At 62.6% G+C, this 19907-nt stretch carries 19 protein-coding genes; 1 reads left to right on the top strand and 18 read right to left on the bottom strand.

What is annotated here, in order from left to right:
• Window positions 1-26: 26 nt before the first annotated feature.
• The 17 genes from M2320_RS07740 to M2320_RS07660 all read right to left on the bottom strand — a co-directional run bounded on the left by M2320_RS07740 (window position 27) and on the right by M2320_RS07660 (window position 16420).
• On the bottom strand, window positions 27-1580 hold the full coding sequence (locus tag M2320_RS07740) for a YfjI family protein (RefSeq protein WP_264596775.1): 1554 nt from the start codon (window positions 1578-1580) through the stop codon (window positions 27-29).
• On the bottom strand, window positions 1577-1795 hold the full coding sequence (locus M2320_RS07735) for a hypothetical protein (protein WP_264596774.1): 219 nt from the start codon (window positions 1793-1795) through the stop codon (window positions 1577-1579). The genes M2320_RS07740 and M2320_RS07735 overlap by 4 nt, the downstream gene beginning before the upstream one ends.
• Window positions 1792-1995 (bottom strand): hypothetical protein, encoded by a 204-nt coding sequence (locus M2320_RS07730; RefSeq protein WP_264596773.1) that lies wholly within the window; start codon window positions 1993-1995, stop codon window positions 1792-1794. Before M2320_RS07730 ends, M2320_RS07735 begins: the two co-directional genes overlap by 4 nt.
• Window positions 1995-2240 (bottom strand): hypothetical protein, encoded by a 246-nt coding sequence (locus M2320_RS07725; RefSeq protein WP_264596772.1) that lies wholly within the window; start codon window positions 2238-2240, stop codon window positions 1995-1997. The genes M2320_RS07730 and M2320_RS07725 overlap by 1 nt, the downstream gene beginning before the upstream one ends.
• 409 nt (window positions 2241-2649) lie before the next feature.
• On the bottom strand, window positions 2650-3363 hold the full coding sequence (locus M2320_RS07720; protein WP_264596771.1) for a DUF4760 domain-containing protein: 714 nt from the start codon (window positions 3361-3363) through the stop codon (window positions 2650-2652).
• 479 nt (window positions 3364-3842) lie between these two features.
• On the bottom strand, window positions 3843-4691 hold the full coding sequence (locus M2320_RS07715) for a hypothetical protein (protein ID WP_264596770.1): 849 nt from the start codon (window positions 4689-4691) through the stop codon (window positions 3843-3845).
• 4 nt (window positions 4692-4695) lie between these two features.
• The gene (locus M2320_RS07710) at window positions 4696-6006 is read right to left on the bottom strand and encodes a tyrosine-type recombinase/integrase (RefSeq protein ID WP_264596769.1); all 1311 of its coding nucleotides are present in this window, start codon (window positions 6004-6006) and stop codon (window positions 4696-4698) included.
• A 1245-nt stretch (window positions 6007-7251) separates the two neighbouring features.
• The gene (locus M2320_RS07705; RefSeq protein ID WP_264596768.1) at window positions 7252-8055 is read right to left on the bottom strand and encodes a TonB family protein; all 804 of its coding nucleotides are present in this window, start codon (window positions 8053-8055) and stop codon (window positions 7252-7254) included.
• A complete protein-coding gene (gene exbD, locus M2320_RS07700; RefSeq protein ID WP_264596767.1) occupies window positions 8052-8492 on the bottom strand; it encodes a TonB system transport protein ExbD in 441 nt (146 codons plus the stop codon). The genes M2320_RS07705 and exbD overlap by 4 nt, the downstream gene beginning before the upstream one ends.
• A 1-nt stretch (window position 8493) precedes the next feature.
• Window positions 8494-9186, bottom strand: coding sequence for a tonB-system energizer ExbB (gene exbB, locus M2320_RS07695; protein WP_425540665.1), 693 nt, complete (start codon window positions 9184-9186; stop codon window positions 8494-8496).
• A gap of 11 nt (window positions 9187-9197) precedes the next feature.
• A complete protein-coding gene (locus M2320_RS07690; protein ID WP_264596766.1) occupies window positions 9198-9881 on the bottom strand; it encodes a Fe2+-dependent dioxygenase in 684 nt (227 codons plus the stop codon).
• Between the two features lies 1 nt (window position 9882).
• A complete protein-coding gene (locus tag M2320_RS07685; RefSeq protein ID WP_264596765.1) occupies window positions 9883-12318 on the bottom strand; it encodes a TonB-dependent receptor in 2436 nt (811 codons plus the stop codon).
• Window positions 12319-12331: 13 nt separating this feature from the next.
• Window positions 12332-12574 carry a hypothetical protein gene (locus M2320_RS07680; protein ID WP_184425459.1) on the bottom strand — a complete coding sequence of 81 codons (243 nt, stop codon included), beginning with the start codon at window positions 12572-12574 and terminating at the stop codon, window positions 12332-12334.
• A gap of 283 nt (window positions 12575-12857) precedes the next feature.
• Window positions 12858-13409 carry a manganese efflux pump MntP family protein gene (locus M2320_RS07675; protein WP_184425461.1) on the bottom strand — a complete coding sequence of 184 codons (552 nt, stop codon included), beginning with the start codon at window positions 13407-13409 and terminating at the stop codon, window positions 12858-12860.
• Window positions 13410-13602: 193 nt separating this feature from the next.
• A complete protein-coding gene (locus tag M2320_RS07670) occupies window positions 13603-13824 on the bottom strand; it encodes a FeoC-like transcriptional regulator (RefSeq protein ID WP_264596764.1) in 222 nt (73 codons plus the stop codon).
• A 4-nt stretch (window positions 13825-13828) separates the two neighbouring features.
• The gene (gene feoB / locus M2320_RS07665) at window positions 13829-16177 is read right to left on the bottom strand and encodes a Fe(2+) transporter permease subunit FeoB (RefSeq protein WP_264596763.1); all 2349 of its coding nucleotides are present in this window, start codon (window positions 16175-16177) and stop codon (window positions 13829-13831) included.
• Window positions 16178-16180: 3 nt separating this feature from the next.
• The gene (locus tag M2320_RS07660; RefSeq protein WP_184425467.1) at window positions 16181-16420 is read right to left on the bottom strand and encodes a FeoA family protein; all 240 of its coding nucleotides are present in this window, start codon (window positions 16418-16420) and stop codon (window positions 16181-16183) included.
• Window positions 16421-16587: 167 nt separating this feature from the next.
• Here M2320_RS07660 and M2320_RS07655 point away from each other — a divergent pair, with 167 nt between their 5' ends.
• A complete protein-coding gene (locus M2320_RS07655; RefSeq protein ID WP_264596762.1) occupies window positions 16588-17940 on the top strand; it encodes an ATP-binding protein in 1353 nt (450 codons plus the stop codon).
• A 46-nt stretch (window positions 17941-17986) separates the two neighbouring features.
• On the opposite strand, the gene M2320_RS07650 is transcribed toward M2320_RS07655, so the two are convergent.
• Window positions 17987-19813 (bottom strand): hypothetical protein, encoded by a 1827-nt coding sequence (locus M2320_RS07650; protein ID WP_264596761.1) that lies wholly within the window; start codon window positions 19811-19813, stop codon window positions 17987-17989.
• Window positions 19814-19907 lie beyond the last annotated feature (94 nt).

Below are 19907 nucleotides of genomic sequence, written 5' to 3'. Positions count from 1 at the left end.
ATGTTACTCAAAAGATGCGGCGCCGCTCACGGCGCCGCATCTACTACACGCCACTTCGACCCTTTGCGGTCACCATCGCGAACGAGCCAGCCGTGTTCCTCCAGGACCAGAAGCGCAGCGTCGGCTTCCGCTTTCTGGCGAATGCATGCCGGGCCGTATTGCATGACTTCAGAGCGCGTCACGTTCTTTTTGCGCTTTGTCTGAATCCATTCGAGAAGTTTTTGGGCGTTGCGCAAGCCTGGCGTCTGACGATAAGCGCCCGCAAGACGCAAAGATTCGAGCAGATACCAGAGCATCAATTCGCAGGCCGCCGCCATCGCTTTCGATTCGATGGCCTGAGCCTCCGGGTTTTCGACGACCGTCAACACACCGGCAATGCGCGCCGCATTTTCCGCCGCTTTGCTTGCCACGTCAGTCAAAGTCTCGAGGGGGCATTCTTTCCCCATGGCTTTTTCGATGCGATCATGGAACGCGATCCAGACCTCCTTGGCCGCGCCGTCAAGTTCGAGCACGCGAGGAGTCAGTTCGTTGCCGGCCTCATTTTCAGCCGGCGCCGGCCTTCCCAGCAGGTCGAGTACTACAGCGGAATAACGGTGGATTGCGGCCTCGATTTCCTCCGTCGACTCTTTCCACAATCGGGTCCCAGCGAGACTCTCCGGCGCCGCAATGCAAAGACGCGAAAGTAAGCCTTGGTCGCGCAGGATCGGTTCGGAGAGGAAGGTCGCTGCCGCCTCCGGTTGCACCATCATGTGCATGGCAAGGCGTCGGCCCCGCAGGTCGCTCAGAGGGTCGCCCGCGCGGAAACGACGCATGCCGCCACCATCCCAAAGCTGCGAAAGCGCCGCAGCTGTTTTCAAGCGTTGATCCACACTGAATCCGTGGCCGCCTGTCATTTGGCCACCCTCGGCGCTGAACAACCCCAGCCCTCCGGGCAAAACGGGCCAATGCTTGGCCAGAGCTTCCACCGTGGGCTCTGGCGCCGTCAGCAAGGGCTTGATGGGTTCAACCGGAGCGTCACCGAGCGCCGCAAGCTCTTCCATGCGTTGCTCCTTGTCGAGCACCTTGTCATTCTCGATTTTCTTATGCTGCGCAGTCCACGCGGCATTGGAGATTTTCCAGGCCTTAAAGGCGGCCGTGTAATCTTTTTTCAGCAACTCCTCATGCTCCCGGGCCGGCGCCAGGGCTGCGATATCGACGGTCGTCTTGCGGTCGCCCGAAGCCGCGATCGTCACAAAAAACAGGCTCAAAGGGCGCGTCTGCCCATAGGGCAGACGCACGTCCGCGAGCCGCTGCGCCGCAAGTGAGCCTACGGCGAGCACGGATTGCGCTGCCATCTCCGGTGGGCACTGAAACTTTCTGGCGATGCTCTCCGCCGCGCTCGCCATCACCTCGCCGAGCGTCGAAATCGGATAAGGCCTCGCTTTGATTTGAGGCACCCCAAGCGGTAAAGGCTCCGAAGTCCACCGCGACGCTTTAGGGGCGTCGCTGGAATCGTGCTGATTGGTGCGGCTTTCTTCGGCCCACCACGCATTGCGCTGATCTGGAGACCAGTCAGCGTAATCAACGGGAGGAATGCTCATTTGGCAATCCTCCCGGCCAGACGCACGATATCGCGTGCTTCCTCAAGCGCATCGGAAACGACACGGAGACGCGCGAACGCCTCTTCGCCGTCGCCGCGACGGGCGGCGCTTTCCGCCATCAAGCCATTAACCGCGATCATGCGGGCGGCGTCCGCGATGGCATCGCCCGCCAAGTGCAACGCCACAACTTTATCGATTTTGGGCGCTTCGCTCATTTGGACGCCTCCTTCGGACCGAGGCCCGCGAGGTGACGGACGATTTCGGCCAATTCGGCCGAGAGCCCGAAACGGCGACGCAAGTGTTGCGAAATGAGGGAGTCCGAAGTATCCTCCGAAGCGATCGCCGCCAAGCAGATCAGCATCGGAGCCCGGCCAGCATCGGCAAATGCGGCCGGGTTCTGTTTCTCTTGCTCCATTATTCGGACGCCTCCGGCGCTGCGTCGCGTTCGGAGGTGTTGCGGACCGGGCCGCTGATGCGTCCGCTGGCCCAAGCGTCCAGTGCGTCCAGGCGATAGAGCGGAGTGCGCGATCCTGCATAGCAAATTTCGGGGCCGCCGCCGACAACGGCGAGCTTGGCGAGCGTCTTGGCAGCGCCGAATCCATATTTGCTTTTGAGGTATTCGCCCGCCTGCTTGCGGCGGAGGTATTTAAGGTTGTTCATAAAATTTCCCTTGGTTAAGTGACGAGAAAACCTCGCCAACCGCAGGAACACTGAAGGAAACGTGAGAGTATTACGATTGAGCGAACTGGTTCATGCGACCACCTGAACCAGCTCGTTATAGATCAGTTGGTGACCGTTGTGACCGCCCCCCCAGGAGCGCTTGCGTTATTCAATTACAGAGGCTTTCGCTGATTTTGAAAGATCAATCATCCCGCAACGCGCAAGCATCTCCGCAAGGAGGCAGTTCGCGCAAGATGGCGCGGTTTTAGGGGTTCGACGAGCAGCCGAACCTTTCCGTTAAGTGGCTGCTCATATGGGAAAAGTACCGCATCGGGCGATGCAGTCAGCGCAAAGCTTCTACTTACACCTCAGAGGAGGTGCTGACCGCAATTAATCTCAGAAAATGAAATCATCTATATCCATAAAAAATAAAAACAACACATAGCAAAAATAATACAAATCTTACAAAATTATTCCACTCATTATAATATTTCTTAATCCTATTCCAATCCTCGAGTAAATAATTATCGTTGAGGTTATACAATTTTGATAAAAATTTGTACTCAAACCTAAACAACGTCAATGACAGCCCATAAAGAGGACGGCCAAAAATAGCGTCTATTATTGCAATAGCAAAATTATGCCTGTAGAATACCGTTCTGATGTAAAAAGCCTCAATGTTCTCATAGATTGTATTGGATCCACGAAAAACTCTCATGTTGTGAGTCATTTTTGATGAAGATATAAACAATGAATGTATGAGGGTTTTTTGAACGCTATATATGTAGCTTTCTGAAATCAGACCAGTTGAAATAGATGCGCACGTATACTCAATTATCTCGAGTATTCTCATGAGCGGTTGTCTCGTTTCGCTATCAAAAAGCGAAAATGCGCCTCTTGTGTTTACTTTTTTAGAAATGGCCTTACGGTAGTTCGCAACTTCTTCTGAACGAAGAAAGTCAACGAAAGCCATTGTGTTCTTGACGCGATCGCTTTTAATCTGGCTGAGTCTTGCAATGTACCAGCCTATTATTACCACTAAAGACGATATAACAGCTGCTTGTTGTGTTTGCAATTTGTCAAACGGCACTCCAACGACGTTAAAAAAAAGGTCTGAAAGCAAGGTGGCCCCCAACGCTAGTTGGGGGCCATATTATCGAACTTGTGCTTAAGTCCAAGGAATATCGCGATGCATCACGACCTCCGTTCTACCGTGGAAACGTAACGCAGATTTGCCAGACGTCAAGAGCATGGTGTCATCGAACATATGATGAACGATGTCTTGGCGCACTTAGGCGCACTTAACTGCGGTCCGGAAAACCTCATACTCAAGCGTGCGGTGCCGTTCAATCGACGCGCGCCGATCTGGTGAAACTGGCCTTTTGCGCTTTGCGGGAAAACAGCTTGGCCTCCCCCTGGGCTTTCGCTGCGGCGCTTACCTACGGGGCGCGCGGCCACAGTGTTGATAGCGCGCACCTCGCTCTTCCGGCGCGCCAACGTCTCGGCCAGCGCTCCCGCTACGGCGCTGTACAAAGAGATCACAATGTTGGACGCCGATCCGGGGTCAAAATTGGGAGCCGATTGACACGCATAGCGTTGTGGTCAGCGCGTGGCTTTTGGCAGCTGCCCTGTCTTTTCCATCCATGCGATATGATTAACAAGCGTGTCATGGCCTGGGCATTTTATTTCTTCTGACTTCCAAAAAACCGCAATCTCTTCTGCCAGTTTGGATTGTGAGAGAGAAGGTTGCTTCTCTCGAATCTCTCGAGCAAATTCCTCTACGATTTTGACCCAAAGGCGGTTCGCTCTCCGTCTTTCTCCACTCTTCTTTCCAGCCTCAGATGCTCGACGGCTAACTAGTTCCCGTTCGATGTCGGAGCTTTTCGAAAGACGCGGCGGGGCTGAAATTCGCCCGCTTTTTGGACCTGCTACATAAACCGACCGGAGGGCCTCGCCATCTGCTGTCGACGCTCTACCGTCATCCCAACTCGTCACCATCAATCCTCTGGTGTCATCCGGCGGGATTTCGACGAAGGCAGTGTTGGCGACTGAGCCGGTACGGGCGAAAAGCCGCGCCTGTCCGCTTTGTAGCGCATTCAGGAACTCACAGTACATCTCATGCCAGATGGACGGCATTTCCTTACGCAACCGTGCTCCGGCGGCGGCGTCCAGATCCCCGCAATCGACCATGAGGTCGAGCACATAATCTGAGTCTTGCGGTTCACACTCCCACGCGTCGATCACGAATAACCCCTCGTCGGGGTCAATTTCAGCGAAGGAGGCGCCGGATTGGTAAAGGCGTTTTTCAAAGTCGGCCAAAGGCCCAGCCTCGCCAAACCCATGTGGGTAATGCAATTTCATAGCACGAAATAAAAACGGCGCGCGGCGAAGCTCGACCCAATCAGGCTTGCGTTCAAGGATCAGCGGTTGATTTTCCTTGATGTCAAACATCTGCTTAACTCGATTTCGGTTGATGGGCTTCGTGTGCCCGGCCGTGGCGACGACGAAGCGATTTCTCAGTCGCTAACTCCCCGCTCATATAGCCAGCGATTGTTTTCGCGACGTTATCGGCAGCGGCGACGAGCACGGAATCGAGGTGATGAATATATTTGCTGGTTACTGAGCCTTTTGCATGACCCACCATCGCAGCAATCGTGGCTTCTGCGTAACCCAAATCGCCTGCTACTGAGGCGTAGGAGTGTCGTAAAGTGTGAGCGGTGACGTCCGAGAAACCGGCTCGTTGCATAATTCTTTCCACAGCACCATCCAGTCCGCCGTAGTGGCCATCCTTCTTGCGGGCTGCGGGAAGTACGAAGATGGCATCCTTGCTTCGATCAATTGTTCCGAGCAAGCTGAACACTGGCTCGCCGATCGGTCGCACTGATGCCCCCTCTTTACTGTCGTCGAGGCGGAAGCAATTCTCGCCTTCGTCAACCTCCGCCCATTTCAAGGTCTCGATATCTTCAAAGCGGGCGCCTGTGAGGGCGAGCAATTGAACGCCGAGGACGGCTTGCCAGATTTCGCCTTCTTTCTTCGCCGCGCGCAGGGCCGCGCCGAGCTTTTGAAACTCCTCGGGAGAAAGTCGGCGATCACGTTCCTTGTAAGCCGGCCGCTTTACGCCGGTCACCGGATTGTGGCTGATGACGCCGTTCTCGACGGCGTACGACATAATTCCGCCCAGCAACCCCACGGTCCGCGTTGCGGTGCCGCGACCGCCTTCCACGACCGCTTTTCCCCGCAACTTGTTGGTCTTTTCAACCACAGCGGTTTTTCCGAGTGAAACGTCTGATATAAACCTAACGATATCGGCAGGGACGACATCTTTGACGAGTTTCCGGCCTAGCAGTGGCCTTATGTGACGCTCAATCCGCCCACGGTCAGTGGCGAGCGTCGACGGCTTCTTTGGGCGTTCTTTCTTCCCAAGGATGAGGCCTTTTTCCGCTGCCGCTAAATAATCATCACACAGCTGATCGACGGTGATCGCTTTTCGGCGGGCGGTGCGGTCCTGTGCAGGGTCTTCGCCATGCACGGTCCGGCCGAGGGCGCCTATGGCCAGCTTGCGAGCCTCTTCTGTGGTTATCTTTCCGTGCCGACCTATCGTGATCCTATGACGCACGCCGTCGGCATTGCGGTAATCGACGAAATAAGTGCGCTTTCCTGTGGGTAGGATGTAAACCCCAAAGCCAGCGAGTTCGCTGCACCAAATCGTATATTGCTTTTCACGAGGCGCCGCCGCTTTGACGACCGACAGGGTGAGTTTTGGCATTTTGACGACTCCAAGCGCTTACTCACCAATATCTCACCATGAGATGGGAAAAATTGGAATACACCGGCAAACATTAGAAACCAAACGAAGGATGATAATTCGTTTAATAACAGTTATATATAGCAATGTAGAAACAGACAGCAATCTCTGGGAAACATCTAACGTCTGCCCTCCGAAGGCAGAGGTCACAGGTTCGAATCCTGTCGGGTGCGCCATCTCAAAACCCTGAAAAACCGAGATTTTGCCGAGTTCGCTCCTCGCGTTTCCTGCCTAAGCCTCAGGTTGTCACACCGGACGTGATGCCAGTTCGTTGTCACACCTCATGCCGAAGGTTAAGGTTTGCGCATTGCTTCGGAGGTTGAGGACCGGTCTGTTATGGCGCACGCGCGGCAATATGCGGTCGGGTTGGAGTTCGGGTCGCTGCAAGACTTCTCAGAGTTTGTGACTTTATTCAAGATTTTCGGTTTTCGACACTGCTAACTCATTGATTTTGCAGTGGTCGAAGGTGACCAAAATTGAAAAAGTCACAGCCTCTCAGTTCTCGATCTCTCATCGCTGTTATGGGATCTGAACCGTATTTACGTAGTTGGCTACCGAGAGGCAGTTCGTGCCGGAGTCGGTGGCTCATCCCGTAATCGAAACAGCTACCGATTGCCTGAAGACGTTCAGCTATCGGTTACCCGGATGCGATTCGAGTCGCCGCTCCTCATTGAATTGATAAACCAAGCTGGACCAGTGGCGACAAGTGCGGGCGCTTTGGCTGGTATCTGGGCGCTGGTGCAGTCCTTAGACAAGCTGATGCATATACCTGCCTCTGTGCGCTTAGCGAGGGCCAACGCCCGAAAAGCGGAGTATGAAGCAGACAAACTCGCAGCTGAGGCGAGGCAGCTAGATATTTCTCGTGCAGAAAACGCCAAAAACCTCCGAGTGGCGACCGAGGAACTACGTCGGGAAGTTGCGCTGGAGGACGCTCATGCGTTCGAGCTAATTGAACGCTCGCCCGAGATTCGTTCCGCAGTGCGACAGCTCGCCGAAAATCCACTGCAGCCCCTCAGGATAGAGGTTCGCCCCACACTGCGAGATCGCTTTTGACTGCAGAGGGGGCGGCCACGGGGGAACTTTTCCCCCCGCTTGATGGGTGTTCGCGTCTCGGATTTTGCCGTGAAGTTGAGGGCAGCGCCCTTTGCCGTCACACTGAGGTTCGCCACGGGCGATCTTGCCGGGGATTTCCGGGCAACCATAGAGCTAACGCTTCGGTTGCGCCCGGAACACCACGGGCAGCGAAAACGTCAGGCCGGCGTCGGCGAGGTCCGGCGGCGGCGGCGGAACCGGGTCGGCGCGCTTCAGCATGGCGAGCGCCGCCGCCTCGAAGGCCGGGTCCTGGCGCGTCGCCGCGGATTCCGCCATTTGCAGCCGGCCCATGCGGTCGATGCGAAAGCGCACCTTCACCGTGGCGCCGCGCCCGCCGCCCTCCGCCGGATAGCGCTTGGCGCGGTCGAGATGGGCGACCAGCTGCTTTTGCCAGGTCAAGACCGTGCGGCGCGCGGTTTCGCCGACGCCCAGAACCGGCGCGCGCGAGCGGTTCGATGGCTTCGCGGCTTCGGAGGAGGGCGCGGCGGCGGCTTCGGCCTCGACCGCGGCCTGGGTCGCCACCGTGTTCTGCTTCGCTTCTTCCGTCTTTTCGTCCGGCTTTTCCAGCGGCTTGGGCGCCGCCTGCTGCTCGGCCTCCTCGGCTTGCGTCATTTGCGCCTCGGGCAGGGCGCTGTCCGTCTTGATCTTCTGGTCGGGCGTTTCGAGCGCCGCGCGCGACTCCTGCGCCTCCTGGCCCGGCGGCAGGAAGGAGGGCTCGTTGCGCGGCGCCTCATAGTCGAGGCCGATTTCGATGGCGGCGGCGCCGACCGCGTCGTCAAGCTCGGTGTCCCGGTCCATCAGCGCGACAGCGGCCGCGCCGCCGTGCAGGGCGAGCGCGACGCCGCCGGCGATCAGCCAGGTCGCGGAGAGGCGGCGCGGCGCCGGCGTCTCGCTCCAGTTCAGCGCGAGTTCGGTCACTTCTGTCCTCCCGTCGCCGCCGGCGCGCCTTCCAGGGCCACCAGCGCGATCTTCGAAAAGCCCGCGCCCTTGATCAGATCGAGCACCGCCATCAGCTCGCCGTAAGGCGCCGTCTTGTCCGCGCGCAAAAAGATGCGGCGCTCCTTCGCTTCGGGCTCTTCGCCCAGCCGGCGCGCGAGGTCGGCGCGCTTGACCGGCGTTTCCCCGACAAACAGCTCCAGATCGCTTTTCAGGCTGACATAGACCGGCTTGTCCGGCTTTTTCTGCGGCGCGGCGTTGGCGCTGGGCAGGTCGATGGGCAGATCCACGGTCGAGAGCGGCGCCGCCACCATGAAGATGATCAGCAGCACCAGGATGACGTCGATGAACGGCGTGACATTGATGTCATGCGTCTCGGCGAAATCCTCGTCTTCGGAATTGGGCAGGGCGGCGGCCATGTCACTCTCCCGCCAGCCGGAGATTTGCGCCCGCGCCATGATGCGCCCGGTCGAGATCGCGCGACAGCAGACGCGCGGCGACGCCTGAGGCGCGCTGCACGCTTTCCAGATAGGTTTTCGCCGCGCGCGACACGGCATTGTAGAACACGACGGCCGGAATGGCGGCGACCAGGCCGATCGCGGTGGCGAGCAACGCTTCGGCAATGCCGGGCGCGACCACGGCGAGATTGGTGGTCTGCGCTTTGGAAATGCCGATGAAACTGTTCATGATGCCCCAGACCGTGCCGAGCAGGCCGACGAAGGGAGCGATCGCGCCCACCGTCGCCAGCACCGCCGTGCCGCGCCGCGCCCGCGCCGCTTCATCCTTGGCGATTTCCTGGAAATGCGAGGCGGCGCGCGCCTCGAGGTTTTTGGCGGCTTCGCCGGACAAGGCCCATTCGCGCGCCGCCGCCTGCAACAGCGCGGCGACCACGCCCGGACCCTCGCCGAGTTCGCCGCGCGCGTCGGCGAGGCTGCGCGCGCCGGCGATCCGAACCAGCGCCCCCTCCAGGTTTTTTCGCGCGCGAAACAGCTCATAAAGTTTCGCCAGGAACACCGTCCAGGTGGCGACCGAGGCGAGCGCCAAAGTGGTCATCACCGCTTTCACGAAAAGGTCGGCGTTGAGAAACATCGACCAGGGCGAGAGATCATGCATGGCCGGCTTTCCTAGACTTCCGCGTGGGCGCGGATGAGATTGTGATAGACATGGCTGAGGCGCACGGTCTCGTCGGCGTCGACGCCGAGTTTCGTGGTGACGCCCTGGATGGCCTGGTCGAGGTCGAAGATCAGCGCGCGGGCCTGCGGGTCGTGGATCATGCTCTGAATCCAGAAGAACGAGGACACGCGCGCGCCGCGCGTGACCGGCGCCACCAGATGCAGGCTATAGGCGGGATAGAGCACCATATGGCCCGCCGGCAGTTTCACCTCCTGCGCGCCATAGGCGGTCTCCACCGTCAGTTCGCCGCCGTCGTAATCCTCGGGCTCCGACAGGAACAGAGTGGCCGACAAATCGGTGCGGATGCGCAGGCCGGTGGCCGCATCGCCGCGAATGGAATTGTCGACGTGCAGGCCGAAATGCGCGCCGGGGCCGTAGCGGTTGAACAGCGGCGGGAAAATGTGCAGCGGCACGGCGGCGGAAACGAACAAGGGGTTCGCCGTGATCTTCTGGATGATGCGGGCGCCGAGCGCCCGCGCCAACTCGCCGTCGACCGGCAATTGCTCGTTGTTCTTGACAACAGCCGATTGGGCGCCGGCGGTTTTCTTGCCGTCCTCCCAGGCCGCGGCGTCCATGAGGGCGCGGAAATCCGCGACCTCCGCTTTGGTGAGGACTTCGGGGATGCAGATCAGCATGTCAGAACTTCGCCGTCACGGTGAGATAGGCGGCGCGCCCCGGCGCAACCATGGTGAAGGGCGACAGGCTGCGGTAGAAGGCGTCGTAGTAGAGCTGGTTGAAGATGTTGTTCACCGAGGCTTTCAGCGTGAGCTGCTTGGTGAGATTGGCCTCAACGAAAGCGTCGAAGCGCCAGTGGGCGGGCAGCACCGTTCCGGCATTGGCCGCCAGCGTGCCGCCGAAGATCTGTGACATATAGGTCGCCTGTCCGCCGACCTCCCAGGTCGGGTCGATCTTGTATTTGGTCAGGATATTGAAGCTCTGATGCGCGATATTGGCGAGGGGCAGGCCGACATTGGTCTTGTACATTGTGGTGTTGGCCGGCGCGGTGTGCGATTCCGTCACCTTCGAGCGCATCAGCACCAGGCCGGAAAACACGCTCCAATCCTCAGTAATGTTGCCGCCGGCGCCGAGGTCAATGCCTTCGATCTCATAGGCGGCGCCGGCGGTCGTGGTGGCGCCGACATCGCGGGCGTTGGTCTTTTCGGTGCGGAACAGCGCGGCGGTGGCGAGCAGTTTTCTATCGAACAGCTCCCATTTGGCGCCGATTTCGTAGCCGAGATTGCGCTCGGGGCCGAACACCTGATTGGTCGTCGGCGACAGGCCGCCATAGGCATAGCTGGTGGAGTCGAGTTCCGCGCCATAGGGGTTCGAGGAGGTGGCGTAGGCGCCGTAAAGGCTGAGCGTCGGCAGCGGCTTCACCAGCACGCCGGCGTTCGAGTTGAACATCAGCGCGTCCACCTCATTGCGTCCCTGCGCATTGGCCGAGGAAATGGCGTAATTGTCCATGCGGACGCCGCCATTGACGAAGAGCACATCATTGTAATTGGCGGTGTCGAGCAGATAGGCGCTCTGCGTCGCGACATTGATTCCGGTTGACGCCGGATTGAGCGCCGGCGTGGGAAAGGAAAGATAGGTGTATTGCGGATCGGCCAGATTTTGCGTGATGCTGGAGCTGGTCGAGCCGCCGCCGAACGCCTCGGAGACGAGGTTGGTATAATTCTGCACCTTGACGGATTCATGCGAGAATTCGGCGCCCGCCACCGCGATATGATTCACCGCGCCGGTCGCAAAAGTCAGTCTGGCCTCGGCCTGGTCGGCGATCACGTCGGTGATCTGGTGGCGGCTTTGCGGATTGGTGCTCACGGTCCAATTGGCGAGGGGGCCATTGGCGGTGACGCGCTGCGCCAGCGTGCCGACGTAGGCGAGCAAGGATTCCTGGACGCGCAGCTTGTTGCTGAGGGTGACGATGTCGTTGACGCGATATTCGCCGTTGAGCGTGCCGATGTTTTGCTGCGCCTGCTGGAAGTCGCGATTGGCGAAACCGTAGAATGTGTCGCGGTTGACGCCGATTTCTGTGACCGGCGAGCCCCAGACGGCGTTCGAGACGCGGTAATAGGGCACGCCGAAATCGGGGATGCCGTGCAGATTGGTGTAGATGTAATTGGCCCGCAGGGTGAAGGAGTCGAGCGGCGTCCATTTCACCGCGAGGAAGGCGCCTTCGCGGTAGTCGGTGGTCACGTCGCGGCCGGCGACGCTCGCGCCTTGCAGCAGGCCGCCGGCGCGCACCGACAGGGTCGGCGTGATCGTCTGGTTGACGTCGAAGGTGACGCGGCGCGTGCGGTCGGTGCCGGCCATGCCTTCGATCGTCTGGAAGTCGCGATCGGTCGCTTGTTTCGGCACGATGTTGATGGCGCCGCCGGCGGTGCCGCGCCCGGCATAGGCGGAGCCGGGGCCGCGCATGATCTCGACCTGTTCGGTAAAAAAGTTTTCGCGGATGCTAACGCCGGGATCGCGCACGCCGTCGATGAAAATATCGTTGCGCACATCGAAGCCGCGCACGAAAAACCGATCGCCGAAGGCGTTGCCGCCTTCGCCCGTGCCCAGCGTCACGCCGGCGGTGGTGCGGGCGACGTCGCGCAGCGAGGTGGTTCCCTTGTCGTCCAAAACTTCCTTCGACAGGACCGTGATGGTCCGCGCCGTATTGGCGATGGTTTCGGGGAATTTGAACGAACTGGAGACGCGGTTGACCTTGTAGGGCGCGCCGGGCTCGGCATAGGGATCGGCGTCGGCCGGGACATTGGCGGCGGCGGCCGTTGGGGCGCGCGCGGGCTCGCTGGGCTGGCGCGCCGCCGGCTGCGCGGCGCGGGCGCGCGCCATCTGGCGCAGGCTGGCGCGGGCGCGCTGTTGCGCCGGCGTCGGCTTGGGCGGCGCGGCGCGATGGCGCTGGGTCGGCGCGTCTACGGTCAGCGCGGGAAGGGCGGAGTCCTGCGCCTCCACCCTGTCGGAGGCGGTGACGCCGGCGAGGCAGGCGGCGGCGAATGTCGCGCCGGGCGCGGCGCCGACGCCGCGCAGCGACAGAGGCCGCCGGATGGAGAGATTGGTCGCTTCAGTCACGTGGTGCTTCCCTTCATTGATCGTTCGCTGGCGCCTTCATCAGCGAAAACATTTCGTCGGCGGCGCGCAGCGCGTGGTCGCGGACCGGACCGCCATCGGGCAGGCCGTCGATGCGCACGCCGCGGATGACGGCGCGCATTTCGTCGCGAAAGTCGCTGAGAAAGCCGAGCGGATCGCGCGCGTCATTGGCGGAGCGCGCGATCAGGCCGGTGAGCAGAATCTGGAAGGCCATCATCCGGCCGTTCAGTTCATCCATGCCTGTCCCCCGAAGGATTTTGGACAGGCTTGTTCGTTTCCGCGCGGCGGGTCGCCGCGCGAAGCGCAGATGTCATGATCAAGGTTTCCGAGAGGCGGCGAGGCCGCGGTTCCGATGCTGCCAGATTGCCAAGCTTGCCGCCATGCAGCAAAGCAATCTGCGCTTCTTAGAATTTTTCTAAATTAAGACATGGGGTTGGCGATTGTGTGCGACGCACGTCATCGCGGGCGCGCACTCGAGTTCGCGCCTGAAAAATAACGGTGACGGATGCGAACTGGCCGGGTCAGGCCAGATGGGAGACCAGGATTTTCGCGCCGATGGCGAACAGGCCGACGCCGCCGATCCGCTCGGCCCATTTGCCGGTGCGTTCGCCGATCACGCCGCCGAGGCGCAGGCCGATCAAGGTCATCATCAAGGTCACAGCGCCGATGGTGAGCAGCGTCAGCGGAATATTGTCGCTGAACAGCGCCAGGCTGACGCCGACCGCGGTGGCGTCGACGCTGGTGCCAAGCGCGGTCGCGAACACCGCGGCGACGGTCGGCAGGGCGCTGTCGACCTCTTCGGCGCCTTCCTCAAAGCTTTTCCAGATCATCCGGCCGCCTAGGAAGCCGAGGATGCCGAAGGCGATCCAGTGGTCGAACGCCTCGATCGTCCCCGCGAATTGGATGCCGAGCAGATAGCCGACCAGCGGCGCGCAGGCCTCCAGCAGTCCGAAGCTGAAGGCGATGGCGGCGATTCGGCCCGCGCCCATATTGGGGAAGCGCGCCCCTTTCGCCACGGAGGCGGCGAAAGCGTCGGTGGACAGGCTGAAGGCGAGAATAAGCGTTTGCAACATGGCGACCCCTCCTGGCGCGTGGCCGTGGAGCATTGGTCTCGCCAGAGTGTGTCCACCCGCGTCACCAGAGCCGCAGCTGATCATGTCGCCGCAGCTCATCATGTTGATGACGCTCCGCCAGGAGGCGGCGCCTACTCCCCAATGCAGGCGGGGTTTTAGCTTGACGGAGCGACAGAAGCAAACCGGCGGCGTCTCAGCTCACCCATTCGTAGATTTCGTCGGGACCCCGGCCGCAATGGCAGCCGGCGTCGCATTGCCGGCATTCCAGGAGCTTCACCCGGCCCTTGTCGAGCCAATGCCGCATGAGCTGGCGCGCCGCGTCGGGAGACGAATCAAAATGCGTTGCGATGTCGACGAGGGTGGCGCGCCGGCGCGCCACCAGATAGGCCTTGGCCTCCATCAGGGTCATGGCCATGGCTTCACTCCGCCGGCGCGGTCGCCAGCGCGCGCGCCCGCCAGCGCCCCGCCGCAATCATCGCCCCGATGGCGCCCAGCGTCAGCGTCGCGCAGGCGAGCAGCCAGGCCGAGGCCATTTCGGGATCGCGGGAGAAAGTGGCGGCCTGGTAGAATGCGACCGCCGACGTGTACCCCAGCAGCGTGTTCCAGAGCACGGCGAAAGCCGTCCAGCCCATGCCGGCTTCGTGGCGGATCGCGCCGAGCGAAGCCACGCAGGGCGAGTAGAGCAGGATGAACAGCATATAGGCGAAAGCCCCGGCGACGCCGTCGAACCGGCTGGTCATCGCGCCGAACACCCCGTTCTGCACCTTGAGCTCGGTCGCCGCCTGAGCGGCGTCGCCGGTATAGGAAACGTTCAGCCCCAGCGGATCGCCGAGCGAAGGCGCGATTTCGGCCAATTTGGCCGGCACGGTGGCGAAGGCCTCGCCGAGCTTGGCGACGACGCCGCCGGTCTCGGCCGAAGCCGCCGCGTCGCCTTCGGTTTTCGCCTTGGTCGCCGCGTCGGCCGCGCCCATATCGGCGTAAAGCGAATTCAGCGTCCCGACCACGGCCTCCTTGGCGAACACGCCGGTGAGCAGGCCGACCGCGGCGGGCCAGTTCTCCTCGGTCACGCCGAGCGGGCGGAACACCGGGGTGATGCTCTGGCTCGCCGCCGCAAGCACGGAATCGCGGGTGTTCTCCTTGCCGAACGAGCCGTCCGTTCCCATGGCGTTGAAGAAGCTGAGCACAGCGACGATGGGAACGATCACCTGGCCGGCGCGGAACACGAATTCGCGCAACCGCCGCCAGGCCTGCAGCAGCAAGGTCTGTGCGGTCGGCAGATGGTAGGGCGGCAGCTCCATCACGAAGGGCGAGGTCGCGCCCTGCAACAGCGTGGCTTTCAGCAGCAGGCCAGTCGCCACGGCGAAGGCGATGCCGAGAATATAGAGGGCGAACACGACATTCTGGCCGTTGTCGGTGAAGAAGGCGGCGGCGAACAGGGCGTAGACCGGCAGACGGGCGCCGCAGGACATGAACGGCGCCATCATGATGGTCAGCACGCGGTCGCGGCGGTTTTCCAGCGTCCGCGTCGCCATGATCGCCGGGACGTTGCAGCCGAAGCCGACGATGAGCGGCACGAAGGACTTGCCGGGCAGGCCGATGGCGCGCATGGCGCGGTCCATCACAAAGGCCGCGCGCGCCATATAGCCGGAGTCCTCGAGGAAGGACAGGAACAGGAACAGCGATCCGATGATCGGGATGAAGGTCGCGACCGTCTTGACGCCGCCGCCGACGCCGGTGGCGAGCAGCACGGTCAGCCATTCCGGGGCGTGGACGGCCTTGAGCGTCTCGCCGACGCCGTCGACGAACAAAGCCTCTGCGGTCAGGCCGAAGAAGTCGATGAAGGCGCCGCCCACCTTTATGGTGAACACGAACATCAGATACATGGCGAACAGGAACACCGGCACGCCGAGAAACCGGTTCAGCACCACCTTGTCGATGCGCCGCGTCAGTTTCAGCGAAATCTTGCGGGGCTGGTGGAAGCAGGCGGCGATCACCGCGCCGATGAAGCGATAGCGGCCGTCGGCGATGATGATGTCGGCCTCCTCGCCGCAGGCGGTTTCGATCGCCTGTCCATGCCGCTCTATGTCGCCCCGCAGGCCCGGACCGGCCAGCTCTTCTGCAAAACCGTCGCCTTCGAGCAGTTTGAGCGCCACCCAGCCGGGATCGACCTGGCGGCGGGCGGCGGCCTGCGCGACCGCGGGGACCAAAGCGGCGCGCGCCGCCTCGACGGCGGGGGCGTGCGTCGGTTGAACCGACGGAATTCTCGGGTTCCTGCAGGCGGCGGCGATGGCCTGTTTCAGCTCGGACACGCCGCGGCGTCGGCTGGCGACAAGGGCGACCACCGGGCAGTCGAGCGCCTCGGACAGCGCCTTCACGTCGATGCGGATGCCGCTTTTTTCCGCGAGGTCCACCATATTGACGGCGACCACGACGGGAACGCGCATCTCCAGCAATTGCGTGGTCAGATAGAGATTGCGCTCCAGATTGGAGGCGTCGAGGATGTTCACCGCGACGCGCGCCTCGCCGGAGAGGATGTAGTCGCGGGCGACGCGCTCGTCCTCGGAGCCTTTCGACAGGCCGCCGATCATGTAGATGCCGGGGAGGTCGACGAGGTCGAAGCGCTCATCGCCGAGCGCATAGGCGCCCACCTTCTTTTCGACGGTGACGCCCGGCCAGTTGCCCACCTGCTGGGTCGAGCCGGTGAGCGCGTTGAACAGGGTGGTCTTGCCGCAATTGGGATTGCCGACGACGGCGACGACATGGGCCATGGTCTAAAGTCTTTCCGCCAGGAGGATCGCGGCTTCGCGCCGGCGCAGAGTGAGGGTGAAATTGCGCACCGAGATCTCCAGGGGATCGCCGAGCGGCGCGACGCGGGTCACGGAGAACACGGTTCCCGGGGTCAGGCCCATCGCCAGCAGGCGCTGGCGGTATTCGCGCTCGCCCTTGACGAACCCAAGGATGCGCGCGGATTCGCCCGGCTTCATCGTCTGCAATGAAATGTCTTTGCTCATGTCCGCGTCCCGCAATTTTCCGACTGTTGTACGCCGAATGCGGCGAGCCCGGGGCAAACTTCGTATTCTTTAGAAATATTCCAGTGAGGCGCAATTGGATTGCGCGGCCTGGCGCGGCGCAGTCTGCTGGCGCCCTCCCTGAAGAAGATCGCGGATGGTCCCCTGTCATGCGCGCAAGAAAAACTGTGATCCGCACGCCGCCTTCGCTCATCGCTCTCGTGGTGCGGCGCATCGCCGTGTTCGCGGCGCTCGCCATGCTGGCGCAGACCGCCGGCATTTTCGTCGAATATTGGTTCGACGACCAGGCGACCGAGCGTTTGGCCATCGAGGTCGAGACCGAGGCGCTGGCGCAGGGGCTTTCCGCACACGAGGACCGCGCGGCCTTCAGCCTGCCCCCGGATCTCGTTGCGCGTTATGGCGCGGCGGACAGCGGCTATTTCGTCCGGGTGAGGACGGCGGCGGGCGCGCAGCTGTTCTCCAATTGCAGCGACGCCTGCGAGGCGCTGTTCCCGCCGCTCGCGTTCAGGCCGCTGGTGTTCTGGATGCGGCAGGTTCAGCCCGGCAAGCCCTTGCAGGTCGCGGGCGGGCGCGTCGTCGCCGAGGCGCCGGAGCCCGTGATGATCGAAATCGCGGTGGTCGAGGATCGTGCGGGCGTGATCCCGCAGGTGTTCGCGCGCGAGGTCATCCACCACGTGCTGCCGCCCATGGGCCTGATGCTGGTCTTCGTGCTCGGCGCGACCGTGCTTTCGGTGATGCAAATGCTGCGTCCGGTGCAAAGGGCGGCGCGCCAGGTCGCGGCGCTCGATCCCGGGGCGCAGGCCGCGCGGCTGCCCACGGAGGGCATGCCGCGCGAAATCGCCGGCTTCGCCGACGCGGTCAACACGGCCTTCGACCGGATCGGCGAGCTGATGTCGTCGCAGCGGCTGCTGACATCGGCGATTTCGCATGAAGTGCGCACGCCGCTCGCGGTGGCGCGGCTGGAGCTGGAAAAAATCGCTGATCCGCGCGCACGAAAAGTCGAAGGGGATCTCGAGGCGCTCAACCATCTCGTCGAACAATTGACCAGTCTCGCCCGCGTCGAAGGCGCGCCGCTCGCCTCCATGGAACAGATCGACCCGGCGGCGCTGGCGGAACGGGTGATCGGCGATCTCGCCCCCTTCGTCTACGCCTCCGGCAAGAGTATCGCGCTTGACGTGCGCGACGCCTCGCCCTTCGCCGGCCATCCCGCCTTGATCGAGAACGCTTTGCGCAATCTGGTCGAGAACGCCGTGCGCCATACGCCCGAGGGCGCGGCGATCCGCGTGGACGTGGGGCCGGGCGCGGCCTTTTGCGTCCACGACGACGGCGACCGCGCGCGAAACGTCCGCCCGGCGGACGGCGCCGGCGGAAAACCGGGCCGGCAGGGCTTGGGGCTCAGAATCGTCGACCGCATCGCCGTGGTGCACCGCGGCCGCTTCGAATGGACGCGCATCGCGGGGCTGGGCGTCGCGGCGCGGATCGATTTCGCGCCGAGCCCTTGAATATCTAAATGGCGCGTCGGCCCCTTTAACTCGGCTCTTCGGCCGCTCAGTTCGCCGCCTGTCCCGGCTTCACAATCTCGAACACGCGGGCGGGCGTGTTTTCGACGGGGATCGGACGCAGCCAACGGGGAATTGCGCCTTCGATGATCTGCTCCGCCAGGCCGCCGGGACCCCATTGCGTCCATGAGGCCGCCGCATCCGGACGGTCCCAGCACAGAATGACGTAGCGCACCCCCGCCGCGCGGGCAAAAGTCTCGGCCGCGTCGGGCTTGGCGAACAGAATGTCCAGGGCGGCGCGGTTGCCGTGGCTGTTGCGATGGTAGGGGCCAGCCAATGCGCTCAGCTTCGTCTCCGCCAGCAGATAGGCGCCGGGCGAGATCATCGACGCCGCGACGCCGGGCGGCAGGTCGCGCAGGGCCGCGTAGGTTTCCGACTTCATGCAGCGGTCGGGTTTGGGCGCCGCGGCGAAGGCGCCTTCCGGCAGCTCGACCATCAGCCCCATGGAGGAGAGGGCGAATAGGGCGACAAGGCCGGAGAGGCCGCCGATCAGGGGGCGCGTCTGCTCGGAGACGGCGGCTTCGAGCTTTTGGCGAATCCACGCGACCGGCGCCAGCAGGCCAATCGCGGCGAGCGGCATGACGGTTGCAAACACCCGCACATGCAGGGAGCCCAGGGCGAGGCCGAGCGCGACTTGGGTCGCCAAAAAACTCCAGCGGGCGCGCGCCGCGCCGGCCGTCGTTGCGGCGCCGAACAGGGCCGCCAACAGGCCGACCAGCGTGGGGACGAACAGCATCAGCGCCAGATGCCCGTCGACTTGCGCCTGCCGCAGGATCGAAATCACTTCAGGGTTTGGGACCAGCCAATAGCTGCGCACCAGCGCGTCCATGCCGTAATAGGGATCGCTCAGGCAGGCGCGCGGCATCAGGCTGAGCGGCGCCGCCGCCAAAAGCCCGGCGAGCGCCACCAGCGCCAAACGCCGCCAAAGCGCGGCGCCGCCGAACCAGGCGACGCCAAGATAAGCGATGCAGCCGCCGAGACAGGCGAACAGATAAGGCCCCGAAAGCGCGTCGCAGGCCGGCATAAGCCAGCGCTGCGGGCCGACCGTCGCCAGATAAAGCGGAATGAGCGCGCCGGCGAGGCCGAGCGCGAAGCCAACAAGGGTTTGGCGCGCCTCCGCGCCGCGCATGACGAACAGAATGGCCGGCGCCGCGGCGACCAGCGCGAGGAAAGGCAGATTTTCCAGGCCGATGGACAGGCTCAGCGCGGTCATCGCGCCCGACACGGCCGCCGGCCCGCGCGCGTCAGCCCTGCCGAAACAGGCCGCCATCGCCGCCACCGCCGCCAGCAGCGCAACGATCTGCGGCGCGTGGTGATCGACCCGTCCCGCGGGAAACTGCCAGAACAGCACGCCGCAGAACAGCATGGCGGCGAGGCCGAACAGCCGCATCGAGCGGCCGGCGAAAATACGCGCGGCGTAAAACCCCGCGCCGAACAGCCCCAGCGTCATCAGCGCGGGAAAGACGATGCGCGCCGCGCGTTCCGCCTGCGCGCCATCGAGAAACGTGCGAAACAGCAGGATGAGCGCGGCGAGCGGCGCGTCGACGACGCGCGACCAGTGCGAGAACATGCCATTGGGCGGGTCGAGGCGCCAGGCGGTCATATCGTACCAGGCCTGGCCCGCGAGCAGATCGCGCACCTGAACCATGCGCATGGCGTCGTCGGTGTCGTGATAGGCGCCGGTCCGCCAGACCTCGACGATCCGATCCGCGCCCAGGCCGAAATAAGCGGCGAGCGCCAGCAGGAAGGCGAGCCAGGCAAAGCTCGCCCCAGCGGATCGGACGCCAGCGGTCCCGGTTGCGGTCAGTTGCGTCACGCGGCCTCCCAAACGCTCAACGTTCTCGCAGGCCCGGCTTAAGGAACGCTTACGCGCGTTCGCTGGCGCAAGCGCCTGACAGGCTTAACCGATC

Origin of the sequence: Rhodoblastus acidophilus, from assembly GCF_025961575.1 — a bacterium.
GTDB classification, from domain to species: domain Bacteria; phylum Pseudomonadota; class Alphaproteobacteria; order Rhizobiales; family Beijerinckiaceae; genus Rhodoblastus; species Rhodoblastus acidophilus_C.
The sequence above is the reverse complement of the archived record's forward strand: the minus strand, read 5'-3'. Positions and strand labels throughout refer to the sequence as shown.